19 protein-coding genes and 1 pseudogene are annotated in these 24,303 nt (G+C 64.5%); 8 read left to right on the forward strand and 12 right to left on the reverse strand.

Translation table 11 applies throughout. The features are described 5' to 3' along the window. Positions 1–240 precede the first annotated feature (240 nt). Positions 241–1,857: a phosphoenolpyruvate carboxykinase gene (locus tag IVA75_RS13775; protein ID WP_027565826.1), complete on the forward strand. Its 1,617-nt coding sequence runs from the start codon at positions 241–243 to the stop codon at positions 1,855–1,857. A 224-nt stretch (positions 1,858–2,081) separates the two neighbouring features. Here the strand turns inward: IVA75_RS13775 and IVA75_RS13780 are convergent, their stop codons facing one another. After that, positions 2,082–2,897 (reverse strand): thioesterase family protein, encoded by an 816-nt coding sequence (locus IVA75_RS13780; RefSeq protein WP_247285405.1) that lies wholly within the window; start codon positions 2,895–2,897, stop codon positions 2,082–2,084. A 94-nt stretch (positions 2,898–2,991) separates the two neighbouring features. After that, positions 2,992–5,508, reverse strand: a complete 2,517-nt coding sequence (locus tag IVA75_RS13785) for a glycogen/starch/alpha-glucan phosphorylase (RefSeq protein WP_247285407.1) — start codon at positions 5,506–5,508, stop codon at positions 2,992–2,994. A gap of 230 nt (positions 5,509–5,738) precedes the next feature. On the opposite strand from IVA75_RS13785, the gene IVA75_RS13790 reads away from it, so the two are divergent. Continuing rightward, on the forward strand, positions 5,739–5,969 hold the full coding sequence (locus tag IVA75_RS13790) for a hypothetical protein (protein WP_245287726.1): 231 nt from the start codon (positions 5,739–5,741) through the stop codon (positions 5,967–5,969). 81 nt (positions 5,970–6,050) lie between these two features. Here IVA75_RS13790 and IVA75_RS13795 read toward each other — a convergent pair. After that, positions 6,051–6,328, reverse strand: a pseudogene (locus IVA75_RS13795) (GIY-YIG nuclease family protein); the annotation flags it as partial. Between the two features lie 179 nt (positions 6,329–6,507). On the opposite strand from IVA75_RS13795, the gene IVA75_RS13800 reads away from it, so the two are divergent. Continuing rightward, positions 6,508–6,939, forward strand: coding sequence for a hypothetical protein (locus IVA75_RS13800; protein ID WP_247285409.1), 432 nt, complete (start codon positions 6,508–6,510; stop codon positions 6,937–6,939). A 153-nt stretch (positions 6,940–7,092) separates the two neighbouring features. Here IVA75_RS13800 and IVA75_RS13805 read toward each other — a convergent pair whose 3' ends face one another. Both IVA75_RS13805 and pyrE read right to left on the reverse strand, forming a co-directional pair. Continuing rightward, positions 7,093–7,896, reverse strand: coding sequence for a DUF2865 domain-containing protein (locus IVA75_RS13805; RefSeq protein ID WP_247285411.1), 804 nt, complete (start codon positions 7,894–7,896; stop codon positions 7,093–7,095). A gap of 239 nt (positions 7,897–8,135) precedes the next feature. After that, positions 8,136–8,699 (reverse strand): orotate phosphoribosyltransferase, encoded by a 564-nt coding sequence (gene pyrE, locus IVA75_RS13810; RefSeq protein ID WP_027565819.1) that lies wholly within the window; start codon positions 8,697–8,699, stop codon positions 8,136–8,138. 175 nt (positions 8,700–8,874) lie between these two features. On the opposite strand from pyrE, the gene IVA75_RS13815 reads away from it, so the two are divergent. Next, complete coding sequence (locus IVA75_RS13815) at positions 8,875–9,501, forward strand: glutathione S-transferase family protein (protein ID WP_027565818.1); 627 nt, start codon at positions 8,875–8,877, stop codon at positions 9,499–9,501. A gap of 46 nt (positions 9,502–9,547) precedes the next feature. Here IVA75_RS13815 and IVA75_RS13820 read toward each other — a convergent pair whose 3' ends face one another. The 3 genes from IVA75_RS13820 to IVA75_RS13830 all read right to left on the reverse strand — a co-directional run bounded on the left by IVA75_RS13820 (position 9,548) and on the right by IVA75_RS13830 (position 14,728). Continuing rightward, entirely contained in the window at positions 9,548–10,183 is a 636-nt protein-coding gene (locus IVA75_RS13820) for a LysE family translocator (protein ID WP_247285412.1), read from the reverse strand. Positions 10,184–10,370: 187 nt separating this feature from the next. Continuing rightward, on the reverse strand, positions 10,371–13,451 hold the full coding sequence (gene polA / locus IVA75_RS13825) for a DNA polymerase I (protein ID WP_247285413.1): 3,081 nt from the start codon (positions 13,449–13,451) through the stop codon (positions 10,371–10,373). A 209-nt stretch (positions 13,452–13,660) separates the two neighbouring features. Continuing rightward, positions 13,661–14,728 carry an acyltransferase family protein gene (locus IVA75_RS13830; protein ID WP_247285414.1) on the reverse strand — a complete coding sequence of 356 codons (1,068 nt, stop codon included), beginning with the start codon at positions 14,726–14,728 and terminating at the stop codon, positions 13,661–13,663. 193 nt (positions 14,729–14,921) lie between these two features. Between IVA75_RS13830 and IVA75_RS13835 the strand changes: the two genes are divergently transcribed. The 4 genes from IVA75_RS13835 to IVA75_RS13850 all read left to right on the forward strand — a co-directional run bounded on the left by IVA75_RS13835 (position 14,922) and on the right by IVA75_RS13850 (position 21,251). Further along, the gene (locus tag IVA75_RS13835; RefSeq protein WP_247285415.1) at positions 14,922–16,238 is read left to right on the forward strand and encodes a UDP-glucose/GDP-mannose dehydrogenase family protein; all 1,317 of its coding nucleotides are present in this window, start codon (positions 14,922–14,924) and stop codon (positions 16,236–16,238) included. Positions 16,239–16,449: 211 nt separating this feature from the next. Next, positions 16,450–18,927: an ATP-dependent helicase HrpB gene (hrpB, locus tag IVA75_RS13840; RefSeq protein WP_247285416.1), complete on the forward strand. Its 2,478-nt coding sequence runs from the start codon at positions 16,450–16,452 to the stop codon at positions 18,925–18,927. Between the two features lie 125 nt (positions 18,928–19,052). Next, entirely contained in the window at positions 19,053–19,562 is a 510-nt protein-coding gene (locus IVA75_RS13845; protein ID WP_247285417.1) for a TIGR02281 family clan AA aspartic protease, read from the forward strand. A 189-nt stretch (positions 19,563–19,751) separates the two neighbouring features. Then, complete coding sequence (locus tag IVA75_RS13850; RefSeq protein ID WP_247285418.1) at positions 19,752–21,251, forward strand: phosphomannomutase/phosphoglucomutase; 1,500 nt, start codon at positions 19,752–19,754, stop codon at positions 21,249–21,251. Positions 21,252–21,395: 144 nt separating this feature from the next. Here IVA75_RS13850 and IVA75_RS13855 read toward each other — a convergent pair whose 3' ends face one another. From IVA75_RS13855 to IVA75_RS13870, 4 genes are all read right to left on the reverse strand, one after another. Next, a complete protein-coding gene (locus tag IVA75_RS13855) occupies positions 21,396–21,905 on the reverse strand; it encodes an Lrp/AsnC family transcriptional regulator (RefSeq protein ID WP_007604670.1) in 510 nt (169 codons plus the stop codon). Between the two features lie 67 nt (positions 21,906–21,972). Further along, positions 21,973–22,926 carry a sugar kinase gene (locus IVA75_RS13860; protein ID WP_247285419.1) on the reverse strand — a complete coding sequence of 318 codons (954 nt, stop codon included), beginning with the start codon at positions 22,924–22,926 and terminating at the stop codon, positions 21,973–21,975. Positions 22,927–22,932: 6 nt separating this feature from the next. After that, positions 22,933–23,871: an NAD(+) diphosphatase gene (gene nudC, locus IVA75_RS13865; RefSeq protein WP_247285421.1), complete on the reverse strand. Its 939-nt coding sequence runs from the start codon at positions 23,869–23,871 to the stop codon at positions 22,933–22,935. Between the two features lie 11 nt (positions 23,872–23,882). Next, positions 23,883–24,302: an HIT family protein gene (locus IVA75_RS13870; protein ID WP_247285423.1), complete on the reverse strand. Its 420-nt coding sequence runs from the start codon at positions 24,300–24,302 to the stop codon at positions 23,883–23,885. Position 24,303 lies beyond the last annotated feature (1 nt).

The raw sequence follows: 24,303 nt of genomic DNA on the forward strand, positions 1-24,303 counted from the left end.
AACGCCGAAACGCCGATTTGGTTGCGCGATCATTGTCGATTTTTTGATGCGCCTGCTCAGAGCTGACATGCGCGACGTTTGGCGCGGTCCTTGAATAAACCAAATCCTAAGGGATCAGCTTGGCAACGCGAGCGTTCATCAGTATTAGGTCGTTCCAACCGAGGCCGGACGGCCTGTAATCACGGTGACCGCGGCGGCGCCAAGCATGATCGCGCTGAGTGGGTTCTAGGAGGATTTTTCGTGCAAGAGACGGGCGTGCGCAACGGTGCCTTCGGCGCCGACAAATTCGGCTTAAAGAATCTCAAGCAGGTTCACTGGAACCTCGGTGCGCCGCAACTCTATCAATACTCGCTCTCCGCGGGCGAGGCGGTGCTGTCGGCCGATGGCGCGCTCTGCGCCGACACCGGCGAGTTCACCGGCCGCAGCCCCAAGGACAAGTTCACGGTGCGTGACGCCACCACCGACAAGAAGATGTGGTGGGCCGGCAACCAGTCGATCACCGCAGAGCAGTTCGAGACGCTCTACCAGGACTTCCTCAAGCACGCCGAAGGCAAGTCGCTGTTCGCGCAGGACCTCTATGGCGGCGCCGATCCGGCCTACCGCATCAAGACCCGCGTCTTCACCGAGCTCGCCTGGCACTCGCTGTTCATCCGCACGCTGCTGATCCGCCCCGAGGCGGTCGAGCTCTCGGCGTTCGTGCCCGAGCTCACCATCATCGACATGCCGAGCTTCCGCGCCGATCCGAAGCGCCATGGCTGCAAGTCGGAGAACGTCGTCGCGATCGATTTCGCCCGCAAGATCGTGCTGATCGCCGGCTCCTATTATGCCGGCGAGATGAAGAAGTCGGTCTTCACCACGCTGAACTACTATCTGCCCGAGCGCGGCGTGATGCCGATGCATTGCTCGGCCAATGTCGGCGCCAAGGGTGATGCCGCGATCTTCTTCGGCCTGTCCGGCACCGGCAAGACCACGCTGTCAGCCGATCCGAACCGCACGCTGATCGGCGACGACGAGCACGGCTGGGGCCCGAACGGCATCTTCAATTTCGAAGGCGGCTGCTATGCCAAGTGCATCAAGCTGTCGCAGGAAGCCGAGCCCGAGATCTACGCCGCCTCGACCCGCTTCGGCGCGGTGCTCGAGAATTGCGTGCTCGACGAAGACACCCGCGTGGTGGATTTCGACGACGGCTCCAAGACCGAGAATACGCGCTCGGCCTATCCGCTCGAATTCATCCCGAACGCCTCGCGCACCGGCCGCGCGCCGCAGCCCAAGAACGTGGTGATGCTCGCCGCCGACGCCTTCGGCGTGCTGCCGCCGATCGCCAAGCTCTCGCCGGCGCAGGCGATGTATCACTTCCTGTCGGGCTACACCGCCAAGGTCGCGGGCACCGAGCGCGGTCTCGGCAACGAACCGCAGCCGGAATTCTCGACCTGCTTCGGTTCGCCCTTCCTGCCGCTCGACCCCTCGGTCTACGGCAACATGCTGCGCGACCTGATCGCCCAGCACAATGTCGACTGCTGGCTGGTCAACACCGGCTGGACCGGCGGCAAGTACGGCACCGGCTCGCGCATGCCGATCAAGGTGACGCGCGCGCTGCTGACCGCGGCGCTCGACGGCTCGCTTCGCAACGTCGAATTCCGCACCGACAAATATTTCGGCTTCGCGGTCCCGACCGCGCTGCCGGGCGTGCCGAGCGAGATCCTCAACCCGGTCAACACCTGGAAGGACAAGGACGAGTTCGACAAGACCGCCCGCGCGCTCGTCGGCATGTTCCAGAAGAACTTTGCCAAGTTCGAAGCCCAGGTCGACGCCGAGGTCCGCGCCGCTGCACCGGACGTGAAGCTCGCGGCGGAGTAGTTTCTCTCTGTCTGGATGCAAAAGGGCGGCCGTGAGGCCGCCCTTTTTTGTTTTTTGCGCGAGTGTAACCACACCCTCAGTCTCGTCCCGGCGAAGGCCGGGACCCATACCGCGTGATCCATCGAGGGAGTGCGGTGCAAGTATCGGCGAAGAAAACGTCACTACGAGTCTTCGCCACACTTCTCCCTGTGGTTATGGGTCCCGGCCTTCGCCGGGACGATACTTCACGCCTTGAAATAGGCGATCTGCGTGCTCGTCGCGAGCAGTCTTCCGTTCGGCGACCACAGCTCGGCGTTCTGGTCGGCGTAGCTCTTGTGCATGATCTTCGAATCGGCGGTCGCCAGCACGCGGGTGATGCCCTCGGCCGCGAGCTCTTCGCTGTCGGTGTGGAAATACGTCGTCAGCGACACCGTGCCGAACGGCACCAGCTCGCGCCGTGCGTGGAAGATGCGGCCGAAGAAAGCGTCCGACATCGACATCAGCGACGGCATGTCGAGCTTGCGCGGCTCGCGATCGCTGATCCAGAGCTTTGAGTAAGTGCTGGCGAGCTCGGGCTTGGGCGGGCCGATCCGCATCTCGCCCTCGACGAAGCGGAATTCGTACTGGTTGGCCCAGGACGCCGCGATCTTCGGGAACGGCATCGTCTCTTCGAACGGCTTTGCATCGGGACATTGCGCCACCCTGTGCTCCCAGGACGGCCGGCGTTCGGCGAATACGGCGGTGGCGAGCGTTGCGACCTCGCCGCCGCCTTGCGACAGTTCGACGCTCCAGTGCTGGCTGGAGCGATTGGCCTTCACCAGCCGCACGTCCAGATCGAACGGTCCCTTCGCGATCGGCGCGCAATAATTGACGGTGAGTGCCAGCGGATCGCCGGCACGTTCCGGATGCTCGATCAGCGCACGCAGGATAGTCGCGGCCGTGACGCCGCCGAACGGGCCGACAAAGGCCCAATAGTCGTCGCTGGTGTGCCCCTGCCAGCTGGAGTCACCGGCGGTGACGCAGGTGGCGTCGTCGAAAGGGTGCGGGAGCTTGGCGTGCATTATTCGATCCGGCGTTCAATGACGGACGTCATATCACGTTCGCCGCCGGCTTGTGCAATTACCTCGTGAGTAACCGATTTCACGTCGCGGAAATTCAGCCCGCGACGTCGCGCAAGGTCGGCAGGAGCGGCGTGGTCGGATTGACCGGCACGTTCCAGATCTCCTCGGCATATTCGCGAATGGTGCGGTCGGAGGAGAACCACGCCATGCGCGCGACGTTGAGGATCGAGGCGCGGGTCCAGGCCGGCGCCACCTGCCAGCGCGCATCGACGCTGCGCTGCGCCTCGTAATAGGAATCGAAATCGGCGCTGACCATGTAGTGGTCGAGATAGCGCAGCGCGTGCGCGATCGATTCGAAGCGGCCGGGATCGCCGGGCGAGAATTCGCCGGCGCCGATCGCATTGATGGCGCGCTGGAGCTTGGGCGAATTGCGGATCACGTCGGAGGCGTCCAACCCCTGCTTGCGCCGGATCATCACATCGCCGGCTTCCATGCCGAAGATCGCGATGTTCTCCGCGCCGACATGGTCGCGGATCTCGATGTTGGCGCCGTCGAGCGTGCCGATCGTGAGGGCGCCGTTCAGCGACAGCTTCATGTTGCCGGTGCCGGAGGCTTCCATGCCCGCCGTCGAGATCTGCTCGGACAGGTCGGCGGCGGGAATGATCACCTCGGCGAGGCTGACATTGTAGTCGGGCAGGAAGACAACCTTGAGCTTGCCGCCGATCGCGGGATCGTTGTTGACGACTTCCGCGACGTCGTTGATCAGCTTGATGATCAGCTTGGCGTAGCGGTAGCTTGCCGCCGCCTTGCCCGCGAAGATCTTCACCCGCGGCACCCAATTGCCGTTGGGATCGTCCTTGATCGCCTGGTACAGCGCGACCGTCTCGATGACGTTGAGAAGCTGGCGCTTGTATTCGTGGATGCGCTTGATCTGCACGTCGAACAGCGCGGTCGGATCGACCTTGATGCCGAGCCGCTCGCCGATCAGGCGCGCCAGCGCCGTCTTGTTGTGAAGCTTGACTGCGCGGAACCTCTTCTGGAATTCGACGTCGCTGGCGCGGGCCTCGATCAGGCTGAGTTGCGTCGGATCATCGAGCACGGCGTCGCCGCAGGTCTCGCGCAACAGATCGGTCAGCTTCGGGTTCGCCAGCATCAGCCAACGGCGGAAGGTGATGCCGTTGGTCTTGTTGGTGATGCGGCCGGGGTAGAGATGGTTGAGGTCGTGGAACACGGTCTCGCGCATCAGGTCCGAATGCATCGCCGACACGCCGTTGATGCGGTGGGAGCCGACGAAGGCGAGCTGGCCCATGCGCACGCGCCGCCCGCTCCGCTCGTCGATCAGCGAGACCGAGGCGCGGAAGTCGATGTCGCCGGGGGCGCGCGCCTCTGCGAGCGCGAGGTGCTGCACGTTGATCCGGTAGATAATCTCGAGATGTCGCGGCAACAACCGTTCGAACAGCTCGACCGGCCAGGTCTCCAACGCCTCGGGCAGCAGCGTGTGGTTGGTGTAGGACAGCGTGGCGACCGTGATCTTCCAGGCCTCGTCCCAGCGGAAATTGTGATCGTCGATCAGGATCCGCATCAGCTCGGTGACGGCCAGGCTCGGATGGGTGTCATTGAGCTGCACCGCGACCTTGCTCGACAGGCTGCGGAGCTGGCCGTCGGATGCAAGGTGTCGCTTGATCAGGTCCTGCAGCGAAGCCGAGACGAAGAAATATTCCTGGCGCAAGCGCAGCTCGCGGCCCGCCGGGCTCTCGTCGTTCGGATAGAGGAATTTGCAGATCGCTTCGGCGCGCGACTGCTCGGCGCTGGCGCTGACATAATCGCCGGTGTTGAAGGCGTCGAGCTTCAACGGATCGGGCGAGCGTGCCGACCACAGCCGCAGCGCGTTGACGTGCTGGCCGCGCCAGCCGACGATCGGCGTGTCATAGGCCATCGCCTGCACGGTCTCGGACGGATGCCAGATCGCGCGATCGCGGCCCTTGTCTTCGACATGCTCGACACCGCCGCCGAAGCGAATGTCATAGATCACTTCGGGCCGTTGCAATTCCCAAGGGTTGCCGAAGCCGAGCCATTCGTCCGGATATTCCTGCTGCCAGCCCTGATTGATGATCTGGCGGAACAGGCCGTAATCATAACGGATGCCGTAGCCGATCGCGGGGATCGACAGCGTCGCCATGCTTTCCATGAAGCAGGCGGCGAGCCGTCCGAGGCCACCATTGCCGAGCGCCGCGTCCGGCTCGCATTTGCGCAGCTCCGGCAAGGAGACGCCGAGATCGCCGAGCGCGACTTCGAAGATCTTCAATAGCCCCATATTGTTCAGCGCGTCGCTGAAGAGGCGGCCGATCAGGAATTCGAGGGAGAGATAGTAGACGCGCTTCCGCCCCGCATCGTAGCTGTGTTTCTCGGCCGTGAGCCAGCGATGCACGATGCGGTCGCGCAGCGCCAGCGCCGCGGCCTGGTACCAGTCGTGCTTGGTCGCCATGCCCGCATCCTTGCCGATGGCAAGGCGCAGCTTCGCCAGGATCGCGCCCTTGATCTCAGCCAGCGCGAGTTCGTCGATGGGCTGGTTGGGGGCGGGGAAATTGGGCTGGAACGATGAATCTTGCAAAGTCGTCACTTCCTGGTCGCGAGAACACTACTGACCCTACGCATCTTGCCTCTGTACCGGAACCATTGCTGGTGCGACCGTGCACTGCGTTGGCGTAAAATTATGCAAGGAACGGGCCGATTTGGGAACCCGGACGCATACGGGGAAACGTGGATTTGGTGCTAGAATGGCGGCCAATTCAGCCATCAGTGTGGAGGAGGCGCCCCATGAACTCTCCGATGAAAGCTCTGATGAGACGGCTGATCGAAATCGCCGCCGCCACCTTCCTCGTCGTCTGCATCACCGCGTCCAGCGCCGCCTTCGCCGCCGGCAAGACGGGCCGCAGCGCCGACGGCCTGAGCTGCGCGGTCTCGCTCCCGCAAAACGCCACGCCCGCCGCCCGCTGCGCCGCCATCAAGCGCCAATGCGGCGGCAAGTTTTATGCAAGCGCGTGCGGGGATAGGTTGATGTCGGCGATGTGAGGCTGGTCGCGCGCTACAAAAACGGTGTCGTCCCGGCGAAGGCCGGGACCCATAACCACCGCTGTCAGAGAAGATGAGACGGTCGCGCCAATCCGGATTTTCCTGTTCGATCAGGCGAATCTTCCAGTCGCGGTGCCATTCCTTCAGCGCTTTCTCACGTGCGATTGCTTCGGATGGAATTGCGTATGTCTCGACATAGACGAGCCGCGTCACGCCGTACTTGCTGACGAACTTCGAACCGCGTCCCGAACGATGAAGTGACAATCGATTGCCCAGGTGTCGTTGCAGATGCCGATATATAGCGTGCCGTAACGTCGGCTCGCGAGAATGTAGACGTAGTACACGGCTGGTGCATTCATCGCTGGGCACCGATTCTGAAAACGTCTGGCAACGGTGGTTATGGGTCCCGGCCTTCGCCGGGACGACAACGGCAAGCCTCGGAACAAATTAAGAACACTTTAGCAAGTCTTTGATATATCATTGTGATTCGGCGTTGCCGACACAATATCTAGCGTCAGCCAGACTTCGCGAGGACTACATGTCCACCATTGCCTTCGATCAATTTGCCCTCACCAGGATCGCCGATTTCGCGCGCTCGCTGTCGCGGCTGCATCAGGCGGCGCGGCGCTATGCGGTCGACGACGACCAGTTCGACCGCGAGTTCAACGCGGTGTGCCAGTCGATCTGGGGCTACACCATCGACGACGTCAGCGACGATCTGTTCTCGGCCGAGGACCATCTGTTCTTGGACACGCTGGACGAAGCGCATGCGCGCATCTTCGCGGCCGAGCAGGGATATGACCTCGTCGATGAAGCCGGCATGCTCACGGACTGGTGGGGGTTTTGCTGGATGATCCTGGCCGAGAAGCGCGGCTTGCTCACGGCGGACAACCGCGCCGCCGCGCGCGCGGCGATCGAGGAGAAATATCTGGCGGCGCCGAACGTGATCGGCGTCATCATCGGACGGTGATCCACCATCCTCCGTCATTGCGAGGAGCTCTTGCGACGAAGCAATCCAGAGTACCTCCTCGGAGGCAGACTGGATTGCTTCGCTTCCGCCTTCGCGCTTCGAGCTTCGGCGGACAAGTCGCTCGCAATGACGGCTTGGCTATAGACGACCGCGCTAATCCAGCCCCGCGCGCTTCGCCGGCTTCTGCGTCTTCGGCACCGTCACGTCGGGCAGCGTCTCGCGCACGATCTCCGCGGCGGGGCCATCCGCCGCCACCGTCTCGGCGCGCACCGGCGCCACCTTCATCTCGCCGAGCCGTGCGCGGACCTGCGCGGTGAGACCGGGATAAGAGGCGACCGGGGTGAAGTCCGCGGCCTGGTCGTTGCCGACGCGGATGCCAGTATAGGCGACGAGGCCGTCGCTAGTGGCGATCACGTCGCCGGGCTTGAGCGACGAGTCCAGCGCCAGATCGACCGGAGCGAGGCCGACCGGCTCGCGGCCGTTGCAGGTGCAGTCGGCGCGCAGCGCCTTGCGATAGGCGAACGCGTTCTCGCTATCGGCGTAGCGCTCGCCGGTCTGCGACGCCGCGCCGTCGATCGAGGAGCCGAAATAGATCTTGGTCGCGCTTGCAGGACAGAAGGCCTGACACATCTGCGCGGGCGAGGTGAGGCCGCGCATCAGCGGAAAATATTTGCCGTCGCAGCTGCGCACGCAGAACGCCGGTCCCGAGCCGCCGGCCGCGGCCGCACGTGTCGGCGGCACGTATGGCGGGCTTGCGGCATTCTGCTGGCCGGTGAAGGGATCGGCGTAGGAGGTCGCCTGTTGCGGCACCTCACGCTGCGGCCGCTGCTGCTGCATTCCGCCGAAGAAGAAGTCGAACAGGCCTTCGGCCGAAACCGGGGCCGGAGCCGCAAGCAGCGGTGCTGCCAATGTGGCGGCTGCGAGTATCGCGCGACGCCACCGGCGTGCATGGGACATGACTGTACGCAAACGCTTACTCCACCCGACGCTACCCAACCGGCCGGGACCATCAGGTCTCAGCACATGATTCACCATAAGGCGGGATGGTAAATGAGCGGTTGAGGGGGAGCGGTGTCGCCGGACGAGGTGGACCTCGTCATGGCCGGGCTTGTCCCGGCCATCCACGATCTCTGGTGCGGCAAAGACGTGGATGCCCGGGTCAAGCCCGGGCGCGACGGCGGAGAAAGTCTAGCCGCTCAAGCCTTCAAGAACTCCGACGCCTTGTACAGCGAGCGGAATGGCAGGCCGGCCGTGCCAAAGGTGTCGTCGGCGCCTTCCTCGCGGTCGACCATGGTCAGCACCAGCACCACTTCGGCGCCGGTCTCGCGTACCGCTTCCACCGCCTTCATCGCCGAGCCGCCGGTGGTGGTGACATCCTCGACGATCACGACGCGCTTGCCCTCCAGCGTCTCGCCCCTGGGCAGCCCCTCGATCGCGAGCTTCGCGCCATGCTCCTTCGGCTTCTTGCGCACGAAGAAGGCCGCGATGGGATGGCCCTTGATCCAGGATATCTGCGCCAGCGCGCCGGCCAGCGGCACCGCGCCCATCTCGAGCCCGCCGATGAAGTCGAGCTGGTCGTCCTTCAGCGCCTCATAGGTCAGCTCGGCGAGCAGCGTCGCACCTTCCGGGTCAAGCATGGTCGGCTTGAGGTTGAAGTAGAAGTCGCTCTTGCGGCCCGACGCGAGCGTCACCTCGCCGCGGCCGAAAGAGCGCCGGCGGATGATCTCGAACAGGCGGGCGCGGGAGGCTGATTTAGACACGGCGGGCCCTCGGGAGCGTTTTTGGAGGTGGCGGAATTTATCCGCGACGGCCCCGACATTCCAGAGGGGGCTTCCCCCGTCAACAGGGATCGGCCATCCCGGCCCGTCGGTTGTGGGGGTGCAACGTTCTGGAGTAGGTGGATGCCGGATATCCCCGGGGAAGGACACGCGACAAATGACCATCGAGCTGCACACCTGGAACACGCCGAACGGCCGCAAGATCTCGGTTGCGCTGGAGGAAATGGGGCTGCCCTACAAGGTGATCCCGGTGAATATCAGCAAGGGCGAACAGATGGCGCCGGAGTTCCTGAAGCTCTCGCCCAACAACAAGATTCCCGCGATCCTCGACCCCGAGGGGCCGGACGGCAAGCCCGTCAGCATCTTCGAGTCGGGTGCGATCCTGCTGTATCTCGGCGAAAAGACCGGCAAATTCCTGCCGAAATCGCTTTCGGGCCGCATCCCCGTCTACGAATGGCTGATGTGGCAGATGGGCGGCTTCGGGCCGATGCCGGGCCAGGTGCACCATTTCATCGCGCTCGAGAACGAGCAGGAGCGCGCCTACGGCCTCAAGCGCTACATGGCGGAGACGCGACGGCTCTACGGCGTCCTCGACCGCCGGCTGGAGGCCCGCGATTTCGTCGCCGGCGAGCTATCAGTTGCCGATTTTGCCATCCTGGGCTGGGCCTGGCGTCACCCTCGCCACAAGGTTGACCTGGCCGACTTCCCCCACGTCAAGCGCTGGTACGAGGCCCTGATGGCCCGTCCGGCGGTGAAGCGGGGCATGGAGGCGAAGCTGGATTGAGGGTGGCTCTTCTCCCTCTCCCCGTTCTTACGGGGAGAGGTGAAAATCACACCTTCCGCGCCTCGACCGCCATCCGCACCGCAAGCCCGGCCAGCACCGTGCCCATCAGCCAGCGCTGGACCAGCATCCAGCTTGGCCGGCTTGCGAGAAACAGCGCGATCGATCCTGCCGCGAGCGCGATCATGGCATTCACGCTGACACTGATCGCGATCTGGATCGCGCCGAGCACCACCGACTGCGCCAGCACGCTGCCGGCGGCGGGGTCGATGAACTGCGGCAGCAGCGCGAGGTAAAGCATCGCGATCTTCGGGTTGAGCAGATTGGTGACGAACCCCATTGCGAACAGTTTGCGCGGGCTGTCGATCGCAAGCTGCTTGACCTGGAATGGCGAGCGACCGCCCGGCTTTACCGCCTGCCAGGCCAGCCACAGCAAATAACCGGCGCCGGCGAAGCGCAACGCGTCATAGGCAAAGGGAACGGCGAGCAGCAGCGCCGTGATGCCGAACGCCGCGCACAGCATGTAGAACACGAAGCCGAGCGCCACGCCGCCGAGCGAGACGATGCCCGCCGCCGGCCCTTGCGTGATCGAACGCGAGATCAGGTAGATCATGTTCGGCCCGGGCGTGAGCACGAGGCCGAGGCAGACGAGAGCGAAGCCGAGCAGGGCGGAGGCGTGGGGCATGGCTGAACCGGTGCGGGAGACGGCACGATTTTAATGTGCGGGCGATCGCGCCGCCATCGCGCAATTGCTCGGAGGACAATTCAGCTTGTGCGTGTCCCTCCAGCGTCGTCCCGGCCTAGTGCGCAATTGCGCACGGGGGGCCGGGACGACACTGTAAGTTTGGAAGGAGCGAAGCGAAGACGTAACTTCAATGCGCCTCGTCCCAATTGTTGGCTGCGCGTGCATCGACATGTAGCGGCACCGAGAGCAGCACGGCCGGGAACGGCGCGTCCTGCATCACGTGCTGCACGACGGGAAGCGTGGCCTCGACCTCCGCGTCCGGCACCTCGAAGATCAGTTCGTCGTGCACCTGGAGCAGCATCTGCGCCGAAAGCTTCTTCTCGGCGAGTGCAGCCTCCATCCGCGTCATGGCGCGGCGGATGATGTCGGCGGCGGTGCCCTGGAGCCGGGCGTTGATCGCGGCGCGCTCGTTGAAGGCGCGCACCGAGGCGTTCGAAGCCTTGATGTCGGGATAGTACATCTTCCGTCCGAACAGCGTGGTGACGTAGCCGTGGTTCCGGCAGAAGTCGCGCGTCTCGTCCATGTAGGCGCGGATGCCGGGGAAGCGCTCGAAGTATTTCTTGATGTAGGCGGAGGCCTCTTCGCGCGCGATGCCGAGCTGGTTGGCGAGACCGAATGCCGAAATGCCGTAGATGATGCCGAAATTGATCGCCTTGGCGCGGCGCCTGATTTCGCTCGGCATGCCCTTGATCGGCACGCCGAACATTTCCGATGCCGTCATGGCGTGAATGTCGAGACCGTCGCGGAACGCCTGCTGCAGCACGGGAATGTCGGCGATCTCGGCGAGCAGCCGCAGCTCGATCTGCGAATAGTCGGCGGAGACCAGTTTGTGCCCCGGCGTTGCGATGAAGGCGCGGCGGATTTTTCGGCCGTCCTCGGTGCGCACCGGAATGTTCTGCAGATTTGGCTCGTTCGACGACAGCCGGCCGGTCGTGGTCGCGGCCAACGCGTAGGTCGTGTGGACGCGGTGGGTCTGGGCATTCACGTAGGTCGGCAGCGCGTCGGTGTAGGTCGATTTCAGTTTGGAGACCTGGCGCCACTCCAGGATCTTCTTCGGGAGGTGGTGGCCCTGCTCGGCGAGCTCGTCGAGCACCTGAGCGGTGGTCGACCACGCGCCGGTCTTGGTCTTGGTGCCGCCGGACAGTCCCATCTTGCCGAACAGGATGTCGCCGATCTGCTTCGGGCTGCCGACATTGACCGGCTCGCCCGCGATCTGCTGGATCTCGGCTTCGACGCGGGCCGCGGTCTGAGCGAAGTCGCCGGAGAGACGCGACAGCACCTGGCGGTCGATCGAGATGCCGCGGCGCTCCATGCGCGCGAGCACCGATACCAGGGGCCGTTCCAGCGTCTCGTAGACCGTGGTCATGTGCTCGGCGACGAGGCGCGGCTTCAGCACGCGCCAGACGCGCAAGGTGATGTCGGCCCCTTCCGCCGACAGCCCCGCGGCCTTGTCGATCGGCACCTGGTCGAACGTGATCTTGCCCTTGCCGCTGCCGAGCAGCTCGTTCTCCTTGAGCATGGCGTGGCCGAACCAGCGCTCGGACAGCTGCTCCAGCGCGTGCGAGCCGCGGCCGGCGTCGAGCACGTAGGAGATCAGCTGCGCATCGTCGGTGTTGCGCAATGTGATGCCGTGCTGCGCCAGCATCACCGCGGTGAATTTGACGTCGAAGCCGATCTTGAGAATGCCTGGTGATTCCAGTACCGGCCGCAGCGCTTCGATCGCCTCGGCATGCTTGACCTGGTCGGGCGCGAGGCCCGCGTCGAACAGGCCGGCGCCGCCGCCGGACTGCTTGTGCGCCAGCGGCACGTAGCAGGCCTCGTTCGGCGCCAGCGCCAGCGCGATACCGCAGAGATCGGCCTGCATCGGGTCGATCGAGTTTGCCCGGATCTCGACCGCGACATGGCCGGCATCATGGATGCGCGCGATGAACGCGTTCAGTTCCGGGGGCGTCTTGACGGCCTGGTACTTGCTGCGGTCGACCGGGAGCTTCCGCAAAGCCTCTTCGCGCGCGGCGGCGAGAGAGATCGGCGCGCCCTTCGGGCTCGCGGCCTTGTCCTCCTTGGTCGCCGATGCATTGCGCTGGCCCACTGGCACTTGCGCCGGCGCGCCGGTTCCCGGGGCCGGCACGACGTCCGAAGGCGGCAGCGGCGAGAAGACGCTGGCGCCGCTGGAATAGCCTGGATCGGCATCGACGTTGGCCGGATCGATCTGCGAGAACTCGGCGACGCGGCGCGTCAGCGTGGAAAATTCCATCGCCTTCAGGAACGCGATCAGCTTGCGCGCATCGGGCTCGTGGACGGCGAGATCGTCCAACGGGACGTCGAGGTCGACCTTGTCGTCGAGCAATACGAGCTGCCGCGAGATGCGCGCCTTCTCGGCGTTCTCGATCAGCGCCTCGCGCCGCTTCGGCTGTTTGATTTCGGTGGCGCGGAACAGCAGTTGCTCGAGATCGCCATATTCGACGATCAGCTGCGCCGCGGTCTTGATGCCGATGCCGGGCACGCCAGGAACGTTGTCGGTGGAATCGCCGGCCAGGGCCTGCACTTCCACCACCTTCTCCGGCGGCACGCCAAACTTCTCGATCACCTCGGGGATGCCGATGCGGCGGTCCTTCATGGTGTCGTACATGGTGACGCAATCGGTGACGAGCTGCATCAGGTCCTTGTCGGAGGACACGATCGTCGCGCTCGCGCCGCGCTCGCAGGCTTGCCGCACATAGGTCGCAATCAGATCGTCGGCCTCGAAGCCGACTTGTTCCAGGCAAGGCAGGTCGAAGGCGCGTACCGCTTCGCGGATCAGCGCGAATTGCGGAATCAAATCGTCGGGGGCCGGCTGCCGGTGTGCCTTGTACTCAGGATAGATCTTGTTGCGGAAGGTGATTTCCGACTTGTCGAAGATGATCGCCAGATGCGTCGGCCGGTTGTCCTCCGGCATCTCGCGCAAAAGCTTCCACAGCATGTTGCAGAAGCCGAGCACGGCATTGACCTGCAAGCCGTCGGACTTGCGGTTCATCGGCGGCAGCGCATGGTAGGCGCGGAAGATGTAGCCGGAACCGTCGACCAGGAAGACATGGTCGCCCTTGCCGGCCGCCTTCGCGGCGACGGGCTTGGCAGCAGCTGTCGCGGCAGCGGGCTTGGTTTCGGCGGCCTTGGGCGCGGCAGCCTTGGTGTCAACTTGGGCGGTGGTCTTCGGGGAGCTCTTGGGCATGGCCGCAATGTATGAATTTTTGCGGGATTTGACAGCCTCGGGAGGTGGATTTTTGGCTTGCTGGAGCCGCTATCCCCACTGTCATTTCCCGCATCCCCCGCTGTCATTCCCCGCGACGGCGGGGAATCCAGTACGCTACGGCTTATCCGTATACGACTGCTGCCTCTGGAATCCTGGATCCCCGCCTTCGCGGGGATGACAGCAGAGTATCACTCCGCCGCCTGCAACCGCGGCCCTGTTTTCTTCGGCGCGATCCAGAACGCATCAGGCCGCTCGAACAGGAAATTGCCACCTAGGCGCAGTGCGATCTGCCATATCGCGAGCGAGCCGATCACGCCGGCGATGGTCACGATCAACGACACCGCACCGATGTCGGGAATGATGCCCGTGCGCAAGAGCAGCGTTCGTGTCGCCGCCATCGGCAGGAAGAAGGCGAGATAGATCACGATCGAATGCTCGCCGCAGAAGCGGAAGACGTTCAGCCATTGCACGCGCGCGAGCAGAGTGCCCATCGTGATGATGGCGCAGGCGCCGGCGAAGCCCAGCACGAGCGATACGAATTTCCACTCGCTGGCGCCGAGCATAACCAGACCGCCATTGACCAGCGTCCACGTCGCGAGCGCTGCCAGCGCCCATGCGGGATGATTGCGCGCGCGGTCCGACAGCGCGAACACGTAGGGCGCGAACAGATAGCCCGAATAGAAATAGACGAAACGCGCGCAGAACTCGTCGATCGCAGTCCAGCCGGTTGCGACACGAGCCGTCTCCAGTGCGGCCGCGATCAGCCAGATCGCGAGCGGCGGGATGCGCCGTGTCAATTTTGTGATGACGAAGAAGATCGGCAGGAGGTAGATGAACCACAGCGTGCCGAACGGCTCGATGAAGGATTCCAGATACAGCAAGCCCGCGTCGCGCCAGCTCGTTTCCGCCGCGAATGCGGGGGCCTTGAAGCCGAACTGGATTGTCACCCAGACGACATAGAAATAGGCGAAATGCACCACCTTGCGGTCGAGATAGGTTCGCCAATCCCGGTCGATCACCAGTGGCAGGAACAGGCCCGAAATCAGGAAGAAATCCGGCATCCGGAACGGTTTTGCGAAGGCCACCAAAACATGCATGAAGCCGGTCTCACCGGCTGCGAGCTCGACCCCCAGCACCGAATGCATCATCACGACCATGACGATGCAGATGCCCTTGGCGTAATCGATCCAATCGACACGCGCAGCAGCCGGGGCCTTGAGTCCCCCGCTCGCGGCGATTGTGCCTGATGGTGCCATGGTGTCTCTTTTCGAGGCGTGTTCCGCCAGGATCTGTGTGAACGCGGAGCAGTTTGGCGCCTTGCGGCTTACGATTTCTTAACCGGTACAATTGCCGTGCCGTTTTTTGCACGCGGGCTGTTCCCTCACCACGGGAAAATGCTAAACCGCCTTGGAATTGCGGTTTCGTTAACCAAGCCAAACAGGGTTTTTCATGCGCATTGCTATGATCGGTACGGGCTATGTGGGACTGGTGTCCGGGGCCTGCTTTGCGGATTTCGGTCACGACGTCATCTGCGTCGACAAGGATGAGAAGAAGATCGCGGCGCTTCATCGCGGCGAGATCCCGATCTACGAGCCCGGGCTTGAGGAACTGGTCGCGACGAATGTGAAGGCCAAGCGGCTGGAGTTCACCACCGATTTGTCCAAGCCGGTCGCGGATGCCGATGCTGTCTTCATCGCGGTCGGCACGCCGTCGCGCCGCGGTGACGGCCACGCCGATCTGTCCTACGTCTATGCGGCCGCGAAAGAGATCGCGCAGTCGCTGTCCGGCTTCACCGTCGTCGTGACCAAGTCGACCGTTCCGGTCGGCACCGGCGACGAGGTCGAGCGCATCATCCACGAGACCAATCCCAAGGCGGACGTCGTCGTCGCCTCGAACCCCGAATTCCTGCGCGAAGGCGCGGCGATCCGCGACTTCAAATTTCCCGACCGCATCGTCGTCGGCACCGCCGACGAGCGCGGCCGCAAGGTGATGAGCGACATCTATCGGCCGCTGTCGCTGAACCAGGCGCCGTTGATGTTCACGGAACGCCGCACCGCCGAGATGATCAAATACGCGGCGAATGCGTTCCTCGCAACCAAGATCACCTTCATCAACGAGATCGCGGACCTCTCCGAAAAGGCCGGCGCCAACGTGCAGGAGGTCGCCCGCGGCATTGGCCTGGACAACCGCATCGGTACCAAGTTCCTGCATGCCGGTCCCGGCTTCGGCGGCTCGTGCTTCCCGAAGGACACCAAGGCGCTGATCAAGATCGCGCAGGACTACGATGTGTCCTTGCGCATCGTCGAATCCGTGCTGGCGGTCAACGAGAACCGCAAGCGGGCGATGGCGCGAAAAGTGAGCCAGGCGCTCGGCGGCTCGCTGCGCGGCAAGACCATCGCGGTGCTCGGCCTCACCTTCAAGCCGGATACCGACGACATGCGCGACGCGCCGTCGATCCCGTTGATCACCGGCCTGATCGACATGGGTGCGAAGGTGAAGGCCTTCGATCCCGTCGGCATGGAGCAGGCGAAGAGTGAGCTGCCCAGCATCACTTATTGCGAGGATGCCTATTCCTGCGCGGCAGGCGCCGATGCGATCGTGATCGTCACCGAGTGGGTGCAGTTCCGGGCGCTCGATCTCGATCGGCTGAAGGCGACCATGGCGCAGCCCGTCATCGTCGACCTCCGCAACATCTACCGCCCCGAAGAAATGGCTGCCGCCGGCTTCGTCTATGAGAGCATTGGACGACCGCCGGTGCAGGGCTAGCGATCCAACGTCGCAACGATTCCGTCATGGCCGGGCTTGCCGTCTTCGCCTAAGCTTCGCCGGCCCGACAGCTGTAAGCCCGGCGAAGCGTTCGCGGAGCCGGGTCCCGGCCATCCACGTCTGTTTTCTAGTGTGACGACGTGGATGCCCGGCGGCTTCCGTGGGAAGACACGCTTCGCGCTTTTGCCCGGGCATGACGAATGGACAGGCTTTGCCCCGCAGTTTCGACACGCCCCTCCCGATCGATGCCGTGCTCGACGAGCTCTCGCGCACGCTGGAGGCGCATCATGCCGCCGTGCTGGTGGCGCCGCCGGGCGCCGGCAAGACCACGCGCGTGCCACTGGCGCTGCTCGATGCCCCTTGGGTCAAAGGCAAGAAGATCATCGTGCTGGAGCCGCGGCGCATCGCGGCGCGCGCCAGCGCCGACCGCATGGCCAAATCACTGGGCGAACGCGCTGGCGAGACTGTCGGCTATCGCGTCCGCTTCGGCTCGAAGATCTCGCGCGCGACCCGCATCGAGGTGGTGACGGAGGGCATCTTCACCCGCCGGATCCTCGACGATCCCGAGCTGTCGGGCATCGCCGCCGTCCTGTTCGACGAATTCCACGAGCGTTCGCTCGATGCCGACATGGGCCTCGCGCTCGCGCGCGATGCGCAAACCGGCCTGCGCGAAGATTTGCGCATCCTCGTGATGTCGGCCACGCTCGATGGCGCCCGCGTCGCAAAATTGCTCGGCGAAGCGCCCGTCGTCGAAAGCGAGGGCCGCGCCTTTCCGGTCGAGACGCGCTATCTCGGCCGCAAGGCGGACGCGCCGGTGGAGCGGCAGATGGCGGATGCGATCGCCTCGGCCCTGCGTGCCGATGCCGGCTCGGTGCTGGCGTTCCTGCCGGGCGCCGCTGAAATCCGCCGCACCCAGAATCTCCTCGGCGAGCGCGTGCAGGATTCCAGCATCGAAATCGTGCCGCTGTTCGGGGCGCTCGACGCCGCCGTGCAGGACCGTGCCATCTCGCCGGCGCCCAAAGGCACGCGCAAGGTGGTGCTGGCGACCTCGATCGCGGAGACCTCGCTGACCATCGAGGGCGTGCGCATCGTGGTCGATTCCGGTCTTGCCCGCGTGCCGCGCTACGAGCCCGACATCGGCCTGACCCGGCTCGAGACCGTGCGCGTCTCGCGCGCGGCGGCGGACCAACGCCGCGGCCGCGCCGGCCGCACCGAGCCCGGTGTCTGCTACCGGCTCTGGGACGAACCTCAGACAGCCTCGCTCGCGCCCTACACCCAGCCCGAGATCCTCAGCGCCGATCTGTCCTCGCTGGTGCTCGATCTCGCGCAATGGGGCGTCGCCGACCCTGCCGCGCTGTCGTTTCTCGACCCGCCGCCGCAGCCGGCCTGGAAGGAAGCAAAAAGCCTGCTCTCCGAGCTCAATGCGCTTGATGGCGATGGCCGCATCACTGCGGAGGGCAAGAGCCTGCGCGCGCTGGCGCTGCCGCCGCGGCTCGCGCGCATGATCGTGGATTCGCATCGTGCCGGCGAAGGCGAAGCCGCCGCCGAGATCGCCGCCATCATCACCGAGCGCGGGCTGGGCGGCGACAGCGTCGATCTCGAGCACCGGCGGGATCAGTTCCGCCGCGACCGTTCCCCGCGGGCCGCAAGCGCGCGCGACCTCGCGCGGCGCTGGGCCTCGCAGGTGGCGGCGTCAGAGAAGGCGGCGACCGGAGAAGGTGACCTCTCGACCGGCCTGATGCTCGCCTACGCCTTCCCGGATCGCGTCGCGCGCAACCGCGGCAATGGCAGTTTTGTGCTCGCCAATGGTCGAGGCGCTGCGGTGGATCAGACCTCGTCGCTCGCCCGCGCGCCCTATATCGTGATCGGTGAGATGACCGGCACGGCGGCGAGCGGGCGCATTCTGCTCGCAGCGCAAATCTCGCAGGACGAGATCGAGCAGCATTTCGCCGAGCATATCGAATCCGTCGAGGAGATCTCGTTCGATCGCGGCGCGATGGCGCTCCGGGCGCGGCGTAAGCGCGCGCTGCACGCGATCACGCTCTCGGAGGCGACACTTGCCGTGTCGCCCTCGGAGGACACTGCGCGCATCTTCGCAGACGGGCTGATCGCCGCCGGCCTCGACCGGCTGCCCTGGTCGAAGTTAGCCAAACAATGGCGCGATCGCGTGATGTTTTTGCGCAAGGCCGAAGGCGACAGCTGGCCAGATCTGTCGGACGACGGGTTGATCGCGCGGCGCGACGATTGGCTGGTGCCGGCGCTCTATGACAAGATCGCGCTGAAGGATATCTCCGCCGGCGATCTCTCCGACGCGTTGATGGCGTTGTTGCCGTGGGAGATGCGCGCGCGGCTCGACCGCGAGGCGCCGACGCATTTCGAGGCGCCGACAGGCAGCGTGCTCGCGATCGACTATGAAGCCGAGCAGGGGCCGACCATCGCGGTGCGGCTCCAGGAATTGTTCGGTCTCAACACCCATCCCTCGATCGCCGCCGGCAAGGTGCCGCTGGTGCTGGAGCTGCTGTCACCGGCGCAGCGCCCGGTGCAGGTGACGCGCGATCTCCCCGGTTTCTGGCGCGGCAGCTACAGTGCAGTGCGCTCCGATTTGCGCGGCCGCTACCCGCGCCATCCCTGGCCGGAAGATCCGGCGAATGCGCTGCCGACCCGCCGGGTCAAGCCGCGCGGGACGTGAGCGTTACGAACACGCATTAACCGTCTGCTCATCCTTTTCGTCAAAATAGCACAGCTCTGGCCGCAGCGTCGCTCGCGGAGTGGCCTGCCGCGTGGTGAAATCGAGCTTCGGCTTCGAGTGGTGTGATGCGTAACATAATGATCTTCGCGGCGATCATGATCGGCCTCGGCACCTTCATGGCGCAGATGGCGGACAGGATGAGCTCCGCTTCGGCGACGTCGGTGCCGCGTACGGTAGCAGTCGCGTCCACCGCGCCGGCCGGCGGCCGCAGCCTCAACATCCCCCGCGACGGCCGCGGCCACTTCCAGACCGAGGGCCGGATCGAAGGCCAGCGCATCGGCTTCATGGTCGACACCGGCGCCTCCGTGGTTGCGCTGAACGAGACCTCGGCCGCCCGTTTCGGCCTGCGTCCCTCGCGCAGCGATTACAACGCCACCGTCTCCACCGCCAACGGCACCATCAAGGCCGCGCGCACCCGCATCGCCCTGCTCGATGTCGGCGGCCTAATCGTGCGCGACGTCGATGCCATGGTGCTGCCCGACGAGGCGCTGTCCGAGAACCTGCTCGGCCTCTCCTTCCTCTCCCGCCTCAAGCGCTTCGAATACGCCAACGGTCAGATGGTGCTGGAGCAGTAAGGGTCTCCCAATGGCTCCAGCGATCACATGTTTCAAGTAAATCTCTATTTCGGCCGCTCTCTCGGCCAGATTTCCCCGTTACCAAACTGCCGCAATTATCATCCATAAGCTGCCATTCCCGCCTTCCGCTGCGGCCCGGCATTCGCTAAGGCTGCATTAAATCTGGCTCTTTTTCACGAGACCGTCTCAATGTTCCCCAAGCCGAAATCCGTGTTACTGCCCAACACCTATGCCTTCGAATCCGAGCCGATGGTGAAGGCCACGGGCTTTCGCGAATACGACGCGCGCTGGCTGTTCCAGAAGGAAATCAACCTGATGGGAATCCAGGCGCTCGGCATGGGGCTGGGCGCGCTGATCGCGGAGCTCGGCGTCAGACAAGAGATCGTCACCGGTCATGATTTCCGCGGCTATTCGGCATCAATCAAATATGCGCTGATTTCCGGCCTGATGGCAGCAGGCTGCAAGGTGCACGACATCGGGCTGGCGGTGACGCCGATGGCCTATTTCGCCCAGTTCGACCTCGACGTGCCCTGCTGCGCCATGGTTACGGCCTCGCACAACGACAATGGCTGGACCGGCGTGAAGATGGGCGCCAACCGCCCGCTGACCTTCGGCCCCGACGAGATGACGCGGTTGAAGGAGATCGTGCTGGGCGCCGAGTTCAAGAACAAGGCCGGCGGCTCATATCAATTCCACGAGAATTATCCGGCGCGCTACATCGCCGATCTCACCAGCCGTCCGAAGCTTAAGCGCAAGCTCAAGGTCGTCGCGGCCTGCGGCAACGGCACCGCCGGCGCATTCGCGCCGCAGGTGCTGGAAGCGATCGGCTGCGAGGTGATCCCGCTCGACACCGAGCTCGACCATACCTTCCCGAAATACAATCCGAACCCTGAAGACATGGAGATGCTGCACGCGATCCGCGACGCGGTGCTGCAGCACAAGGCCGATGTGGGTCTCGGCTTCGACGGTGACGGCGATCGCTGCGGCGTGGTCGACAACACCGGCGAGGAGATCTTTGCCGACAAGGTCGGCGTGATGCTGGCGCGCGACATGTCCGCGATCCACAAGGATGCGCAGTTCATCGTCGACGTGAAGTCGACCGGCCTGTTCATCACCGATCCGGTACTGCAGAAGCAGGGCGCGAAAACCACCTATTGGAAGACCGGCCATTCCTACATGAAGCGCCGCACCCATGAGACGGGTGCGCTCGCCGGCTTCGAGAAGTCGGGCCACTTCTTCTTCAACAAGCCGTATGGACGCGGCTATGACGACGGTCTGGTCTCGGCGCTCGCGATCTGCGACATGCTCGATCGCGCTGCCGGCAAGTCGATGGCCGATCTCAAGAACGCGCTGCCGAAGACCTGGTCGTCGCCGACCATGTCGCCGCATTGCGCCGACGAGGTCAAATACGGCGTCATCGACAAGGTGGTGAAGCACTTCGAGGGCTTGCAGGCCAAGGGCGCCAAGATCGGCGGCCAGTCGATCCGCGATCTCGTCACCGTCAACGGGGTGCGCGTCACGGTCGAGGACGGCAGCTGGGGCCTGGTGCGTGCCTCCTCCAACAAGCCCGAACTCGTCGTCGTGGTCGAGAGCCCGGTCTCCGAGCAGCGCATGCACGACATGTTCGAGATGGTGAACAGCGTCCTGCGCACCCATCCCGAAGTTGGCGAGTACAATCAGAAGATCTGAGGCGCGAGGCTAGCCTCACTTGCTGTCATGCCCCGGCTTGACCGGGGCATCCAGTACGCCGTGGCTTATCCGTATCCATCGTCGTCTCTGGAATACTGGATCGCCCGGTCAAGCCGGGCGATGACAGTTTGCGTGTGGTGAGCCCTACGCCGCCACCACCGCCGGGATCGGCAGCGCGGTGACCGACTTGATCTTCTCCATCGCGAAGCGCGAGGTGACGTTCTTCAGCGGCACGGCGCTGATCAGCTTTTTGTAGAACACGTCATAGGCCTGCATGTCCGCGACGACGACGCGCAGCATGTAGTCGACGTCGCCGGCCATGCGATAGAACTCCATCACCTCCGGCATGGCGCTGACGGCTTCGGCGAACTTCTTGAGCCAGGCGTCGGAATGGTCGGAGCTCTCGACCGACACGAACACGGAGATGCCGAGGCCGATCTTGTTCTGGTCGACCAGCGCCACCCGCTTGGTGATCACGCCGTCGGCCTCCAGGCGCTGGATGCGCTTCCAGCAGGGGGTCGAGGACAGGCCGACGCGGTCGCCGATCTCGGCGACGGAGAGGGAGGCATCATCCTGCAGCACCATCAGAATCTTGCGGTCGATGGCGTCGAGGCGGCGGCTGGTCTCGGGGAGCGGGACGGCGAGATCGGTCATTTGAAGAACTTTGTTCCATATCGAGGGTCGATTTCCCTGATATAGAGAAAATCCTTCTATAGCAAGTCTATAATCTCGGCATCCGTCCGAGCGTCGTCCCGCGCGGCATGTTCAAAAGCTCTTCAACTTCAACGCGTTGCGGAGCGGCGAGGCCGCCGCCGTGACGGGTGCATTTCAGCGCCGCGGCGGCTGCGGCGAATTGCAGCGCCTGCCGCACGCCGCCGCCTTCGGCGAGGCGAAGGGTGAAGGCGCCATGGAAGACGTCGCCGGCGCCGAGCGTATCGACCGCCTGAACCGGGACCGCCGGCGTCTGCTCCAGTTCGCCGCTCTCGTTCAGCCAGATCGTACCGCGCGGGCCGCGGGTGGCGGCGAGGAAGGCGGGCGTGAGCGCGGCCAGGCGCTTCAACGCCTCGCCGTCATCGGCGCTGCCGGCGGTCTCCTGCACCTGTTCGCTGGCGAACAGCAGGTGCGAGGCGGCCGTGAGCAGGCCGTCCTGCAACGACATCGCGCGATCGACGCCGACGATGACGGCAATGCCGCGCCGGCGTGCCTCAGTGCAGAGATCCGTGCAGAACGATGCGCAGCGGCTCTCGACGAGGACCGCCTGACAATCGGCGAGCAGCTTGTCGGCGTCGGGCAGCTCGACTGTCCAAAGGGCCGGATCGCGATAGATCGTGAGCGTTCGCTCGCCCGTCGCGTCAATGATGATGGCAGAGACGGGCGTGGTCGCGTCAGGTATGCGCACGATATGGCTTGTGTCGATATTTTCGGATCTCATGCGCTCGAGAATGAAGCCGCTCGACGCCTCCTGCGCATCGCCCATCGGACCTGCGAACGAGACGCGGCCGCCGAGCCGCGCGATAGCGATCGCGGCATTGAGCGCGTTGCCGCCGCAGATCTCCGCGAGATGGCTGGCATTCGCCTTGCTGCCGCGCGCGGGCACGGCCTCGACACGAAAGGTCAGGTCGCGCACGGGAATGCCGATGCAGAGGATGCGCGGCGCGATCACAGAGTGCGCCATCGGCGGTCAGCTCTTGTCGTGCACCCAGCGGCCGAGCAGGTGATGCGCAATCGCAAACGGGTGCGGGCCGGCGAGCCCGTCGGGATGCGTTCGCGTCAGCATCAGAGCGGCCTCCTCACGCGTGAACCAGCGCGCATCCTCCAGCTCGGAGTGATCGACGACGATGTCCTCGCTCACGGCCCGCGCGCTGCAGCCGATCATCAGCGACGACGGATAGGGCCAGGGCTGGGTCATATAATACTGTACGTCGGTGCAGCGAATCCCGGATTCTTCGAAGATCTCGCGGCGCACCGCGTCCTCGATGGTTTCGGCCGCCTCGACGAAGCCGGCGAGGCACGAATACATCCCCGGCGGAAACTGCTTCTGGCGGCCGAGCAGGCATTTGTCCCCGGCGGCGACGTGCATGATCACGACGGGGTCGGTGCGCGGGAAATGCTCGGCCTTGCAACTCGGGCACTCCCGCTTCCAGCCGCCTTCCTTCATCCCGGTACGCGTGCCGCAATTGGCGCAATAGCCGTGGCGCTGATGCCAGCTCACCATCGACTTCGCCATCGCGATCGCCGACAGCTCCTGCGGCGGCACCGCGCCCTGCATAGCCATGCCGCGCAGCTCACTGAGGGCGTAGTCTTCACGCCCGATCAGCTTCTCGGACGCGGCCTGCGACAGGCCCATCCCGAACATCGCGGCGCCGTCGCGCAAGCCTAAGAAGATCGTGCCGGGATTGGCGCCGCATTTCAGCGCCTCGTCGATTCCGAGCAGCGCGCGCACTTTTTCGCCGTCGCGCTTCACCAGCAGCGAGTCGCGGTAGACCACATAGGCGCGCGAGGCCGGCTTCTGCTCCAGCGCGAACAGCTTTTCGTCATCGCGGCGCAGATGCGCGGCACGGTCGAGAATGTTGGTGACGAAGGCCGGCTGCCCCAGCGGAAACGAGTCGAATGCTGACATGTCTTGTTCTTTCAACCCAACCAGATTTTGCGGCGAAGCGCGCTGATGAAAGTCTGCACCTCTGTGGCGTCGTGCGCCAAGGGCTGCATCACGCCCCAGACCGGCCGCGGCCAGGCGGCGTCACTGGTGCGGCGCGCGATGATGTGCACGTGAAGCTGCGGCACGAGGTTGCCGAGTGCCGCGATGTTGAGCTTGTCGCATTGGGTGATCTCCTTCAGCGCCCGCGAGACGCGGGAGATCTCCGTCATCAATTGCGCCTGCTGCACTTCGTCGAGATCAATGATCTCGACCGCATCCGCGCGTCGCGGCACCAGCAGCAGCCACGGATAATGCGCGTCCTTGATGACCAATACCTTGGACAGCGGCAAATCGCCGATGTCGATGGTGTCCTCTTTCAGACGGGAGTGCAGCGACCAGGCGGGTTCGGACATA

This window comes from Bradyrhizobium sp. 134 (assembly GCF_023074155.1).
Lineage (GTDB): Bacteria > Pseudomonadota > Alphaproteobacteria > Rhizobiales > Xanthobacteraceae > Bradyrhizobium.

Excerpts from the sequence above, each read along its gene's own strand:
- polA (WP_247285413.1), bottom strand. The coding sequence starts at position 13,451 with ATGCCCAAGAGCTCCCCGAAGACCACCGCCCAAGTTGACACCAAGGCT.
- IVA75_RS13790 (WP_245287726.1), top strand. The coding sequence starts at position 5,739 with ATGAGACGGCTGATCGAAATCGCCGCCGCCACCTTCCTCGTCGTCTGC.
- IVA75_RS13835 (WP_247285415.1), top strand. The coding sequence starts at position 14,922 with ATGCGCATTGCTATGATCGGTACGGGCTATGTGGGACTGGTGTCCGGG.
- IVA75_RS13780 (WP_247285405.1), bottom strand. The coding sequence starts at position 2,897 with ATGCACGCCAAGCTCCCGCACCCTTTCGACGACGCCACCTGCGTCACC.
- IVA75_RS13820 (WP_247285412.1), bottom strand. The coding sequence starts at position 10,183 with ATGCCCCACGCCTCCGCCCTGCTCGGCTTCGCTCTCGTCTGCCTCGGC.
- IVA75_RS13805 (WP_247285411.1), bottom strand. The coding sequence starts at position 7,896 with ATGTCCCATGCACGCCGGTGGCGTCGCGCGATACTCGCAGCCGCCACA.
- IVA75_RS13850 (WP_247285418.1), top strand. The coding sequence starts at position 19,752 with ATGTTCCCCAAGCCGAAATCCGTGTTACTGCCCAACACCTATGCCTTC.
- IVA75_RS13860 (WP_247285419.1), bottom strand. The coding sequence starts at position 22,926 with ATGGCGCACTCTGTGATCGCGCCGCGCATCCTCTGCATCGGCATTCCC.
- IVA75_RS13815 (WP_027565818.1), top strand. The coding sequence starts at position 8,875 with ATGACCATCGAGCTGCACACCTGGAACACGCCGAACGGCCGCAAGATC.
- IVA75_RS13845 (WP_247285417.1), top strand. The coding sequence starts at position 19,053 with ATGCGTAACATAATGATCTTCGCGGCGATCATGATCGGCCTCGGCACC.
- IVA75_RS13830 (WP_247285414.1), bottom strand. The coding sequence starts at position 14,728 with ATGGCACCATCAGGCACAATCGCCGCGAGCGGGGGACTCAAGGCCCCG.
- IVA75_RS13800 (WP_247285409.1), top strand. The coding sequence starts at position 6,508 with ATGTCCACCATTGCCTTCGATCAATTTGCCCTCACCAGGATCGCCGAT.
- IVA75_RS13855 (WP_007604670.1), bottom strand. The coding sequence starts at position 21,905 with ATGACCGATCTCGCCGTCCCGCTCCCCGAGACCAGCCGCCGCCTCGAC.
- nudC (WP_247285421.1), bottom strand. The coding sequence starts at position 23,871 with ATGTCAGCATTCGACTCGTTTCCGCTGGGGCAGCCGGCCTTCGTCACC.
- IVA75_RS13870 (WP_247285423.1), bottom strand. The coding sequence starts at position 24,302 with ATGTCCGAACCCGCCTGGTCGCTGCACTCCCGTCTGAAAGAGGACACC.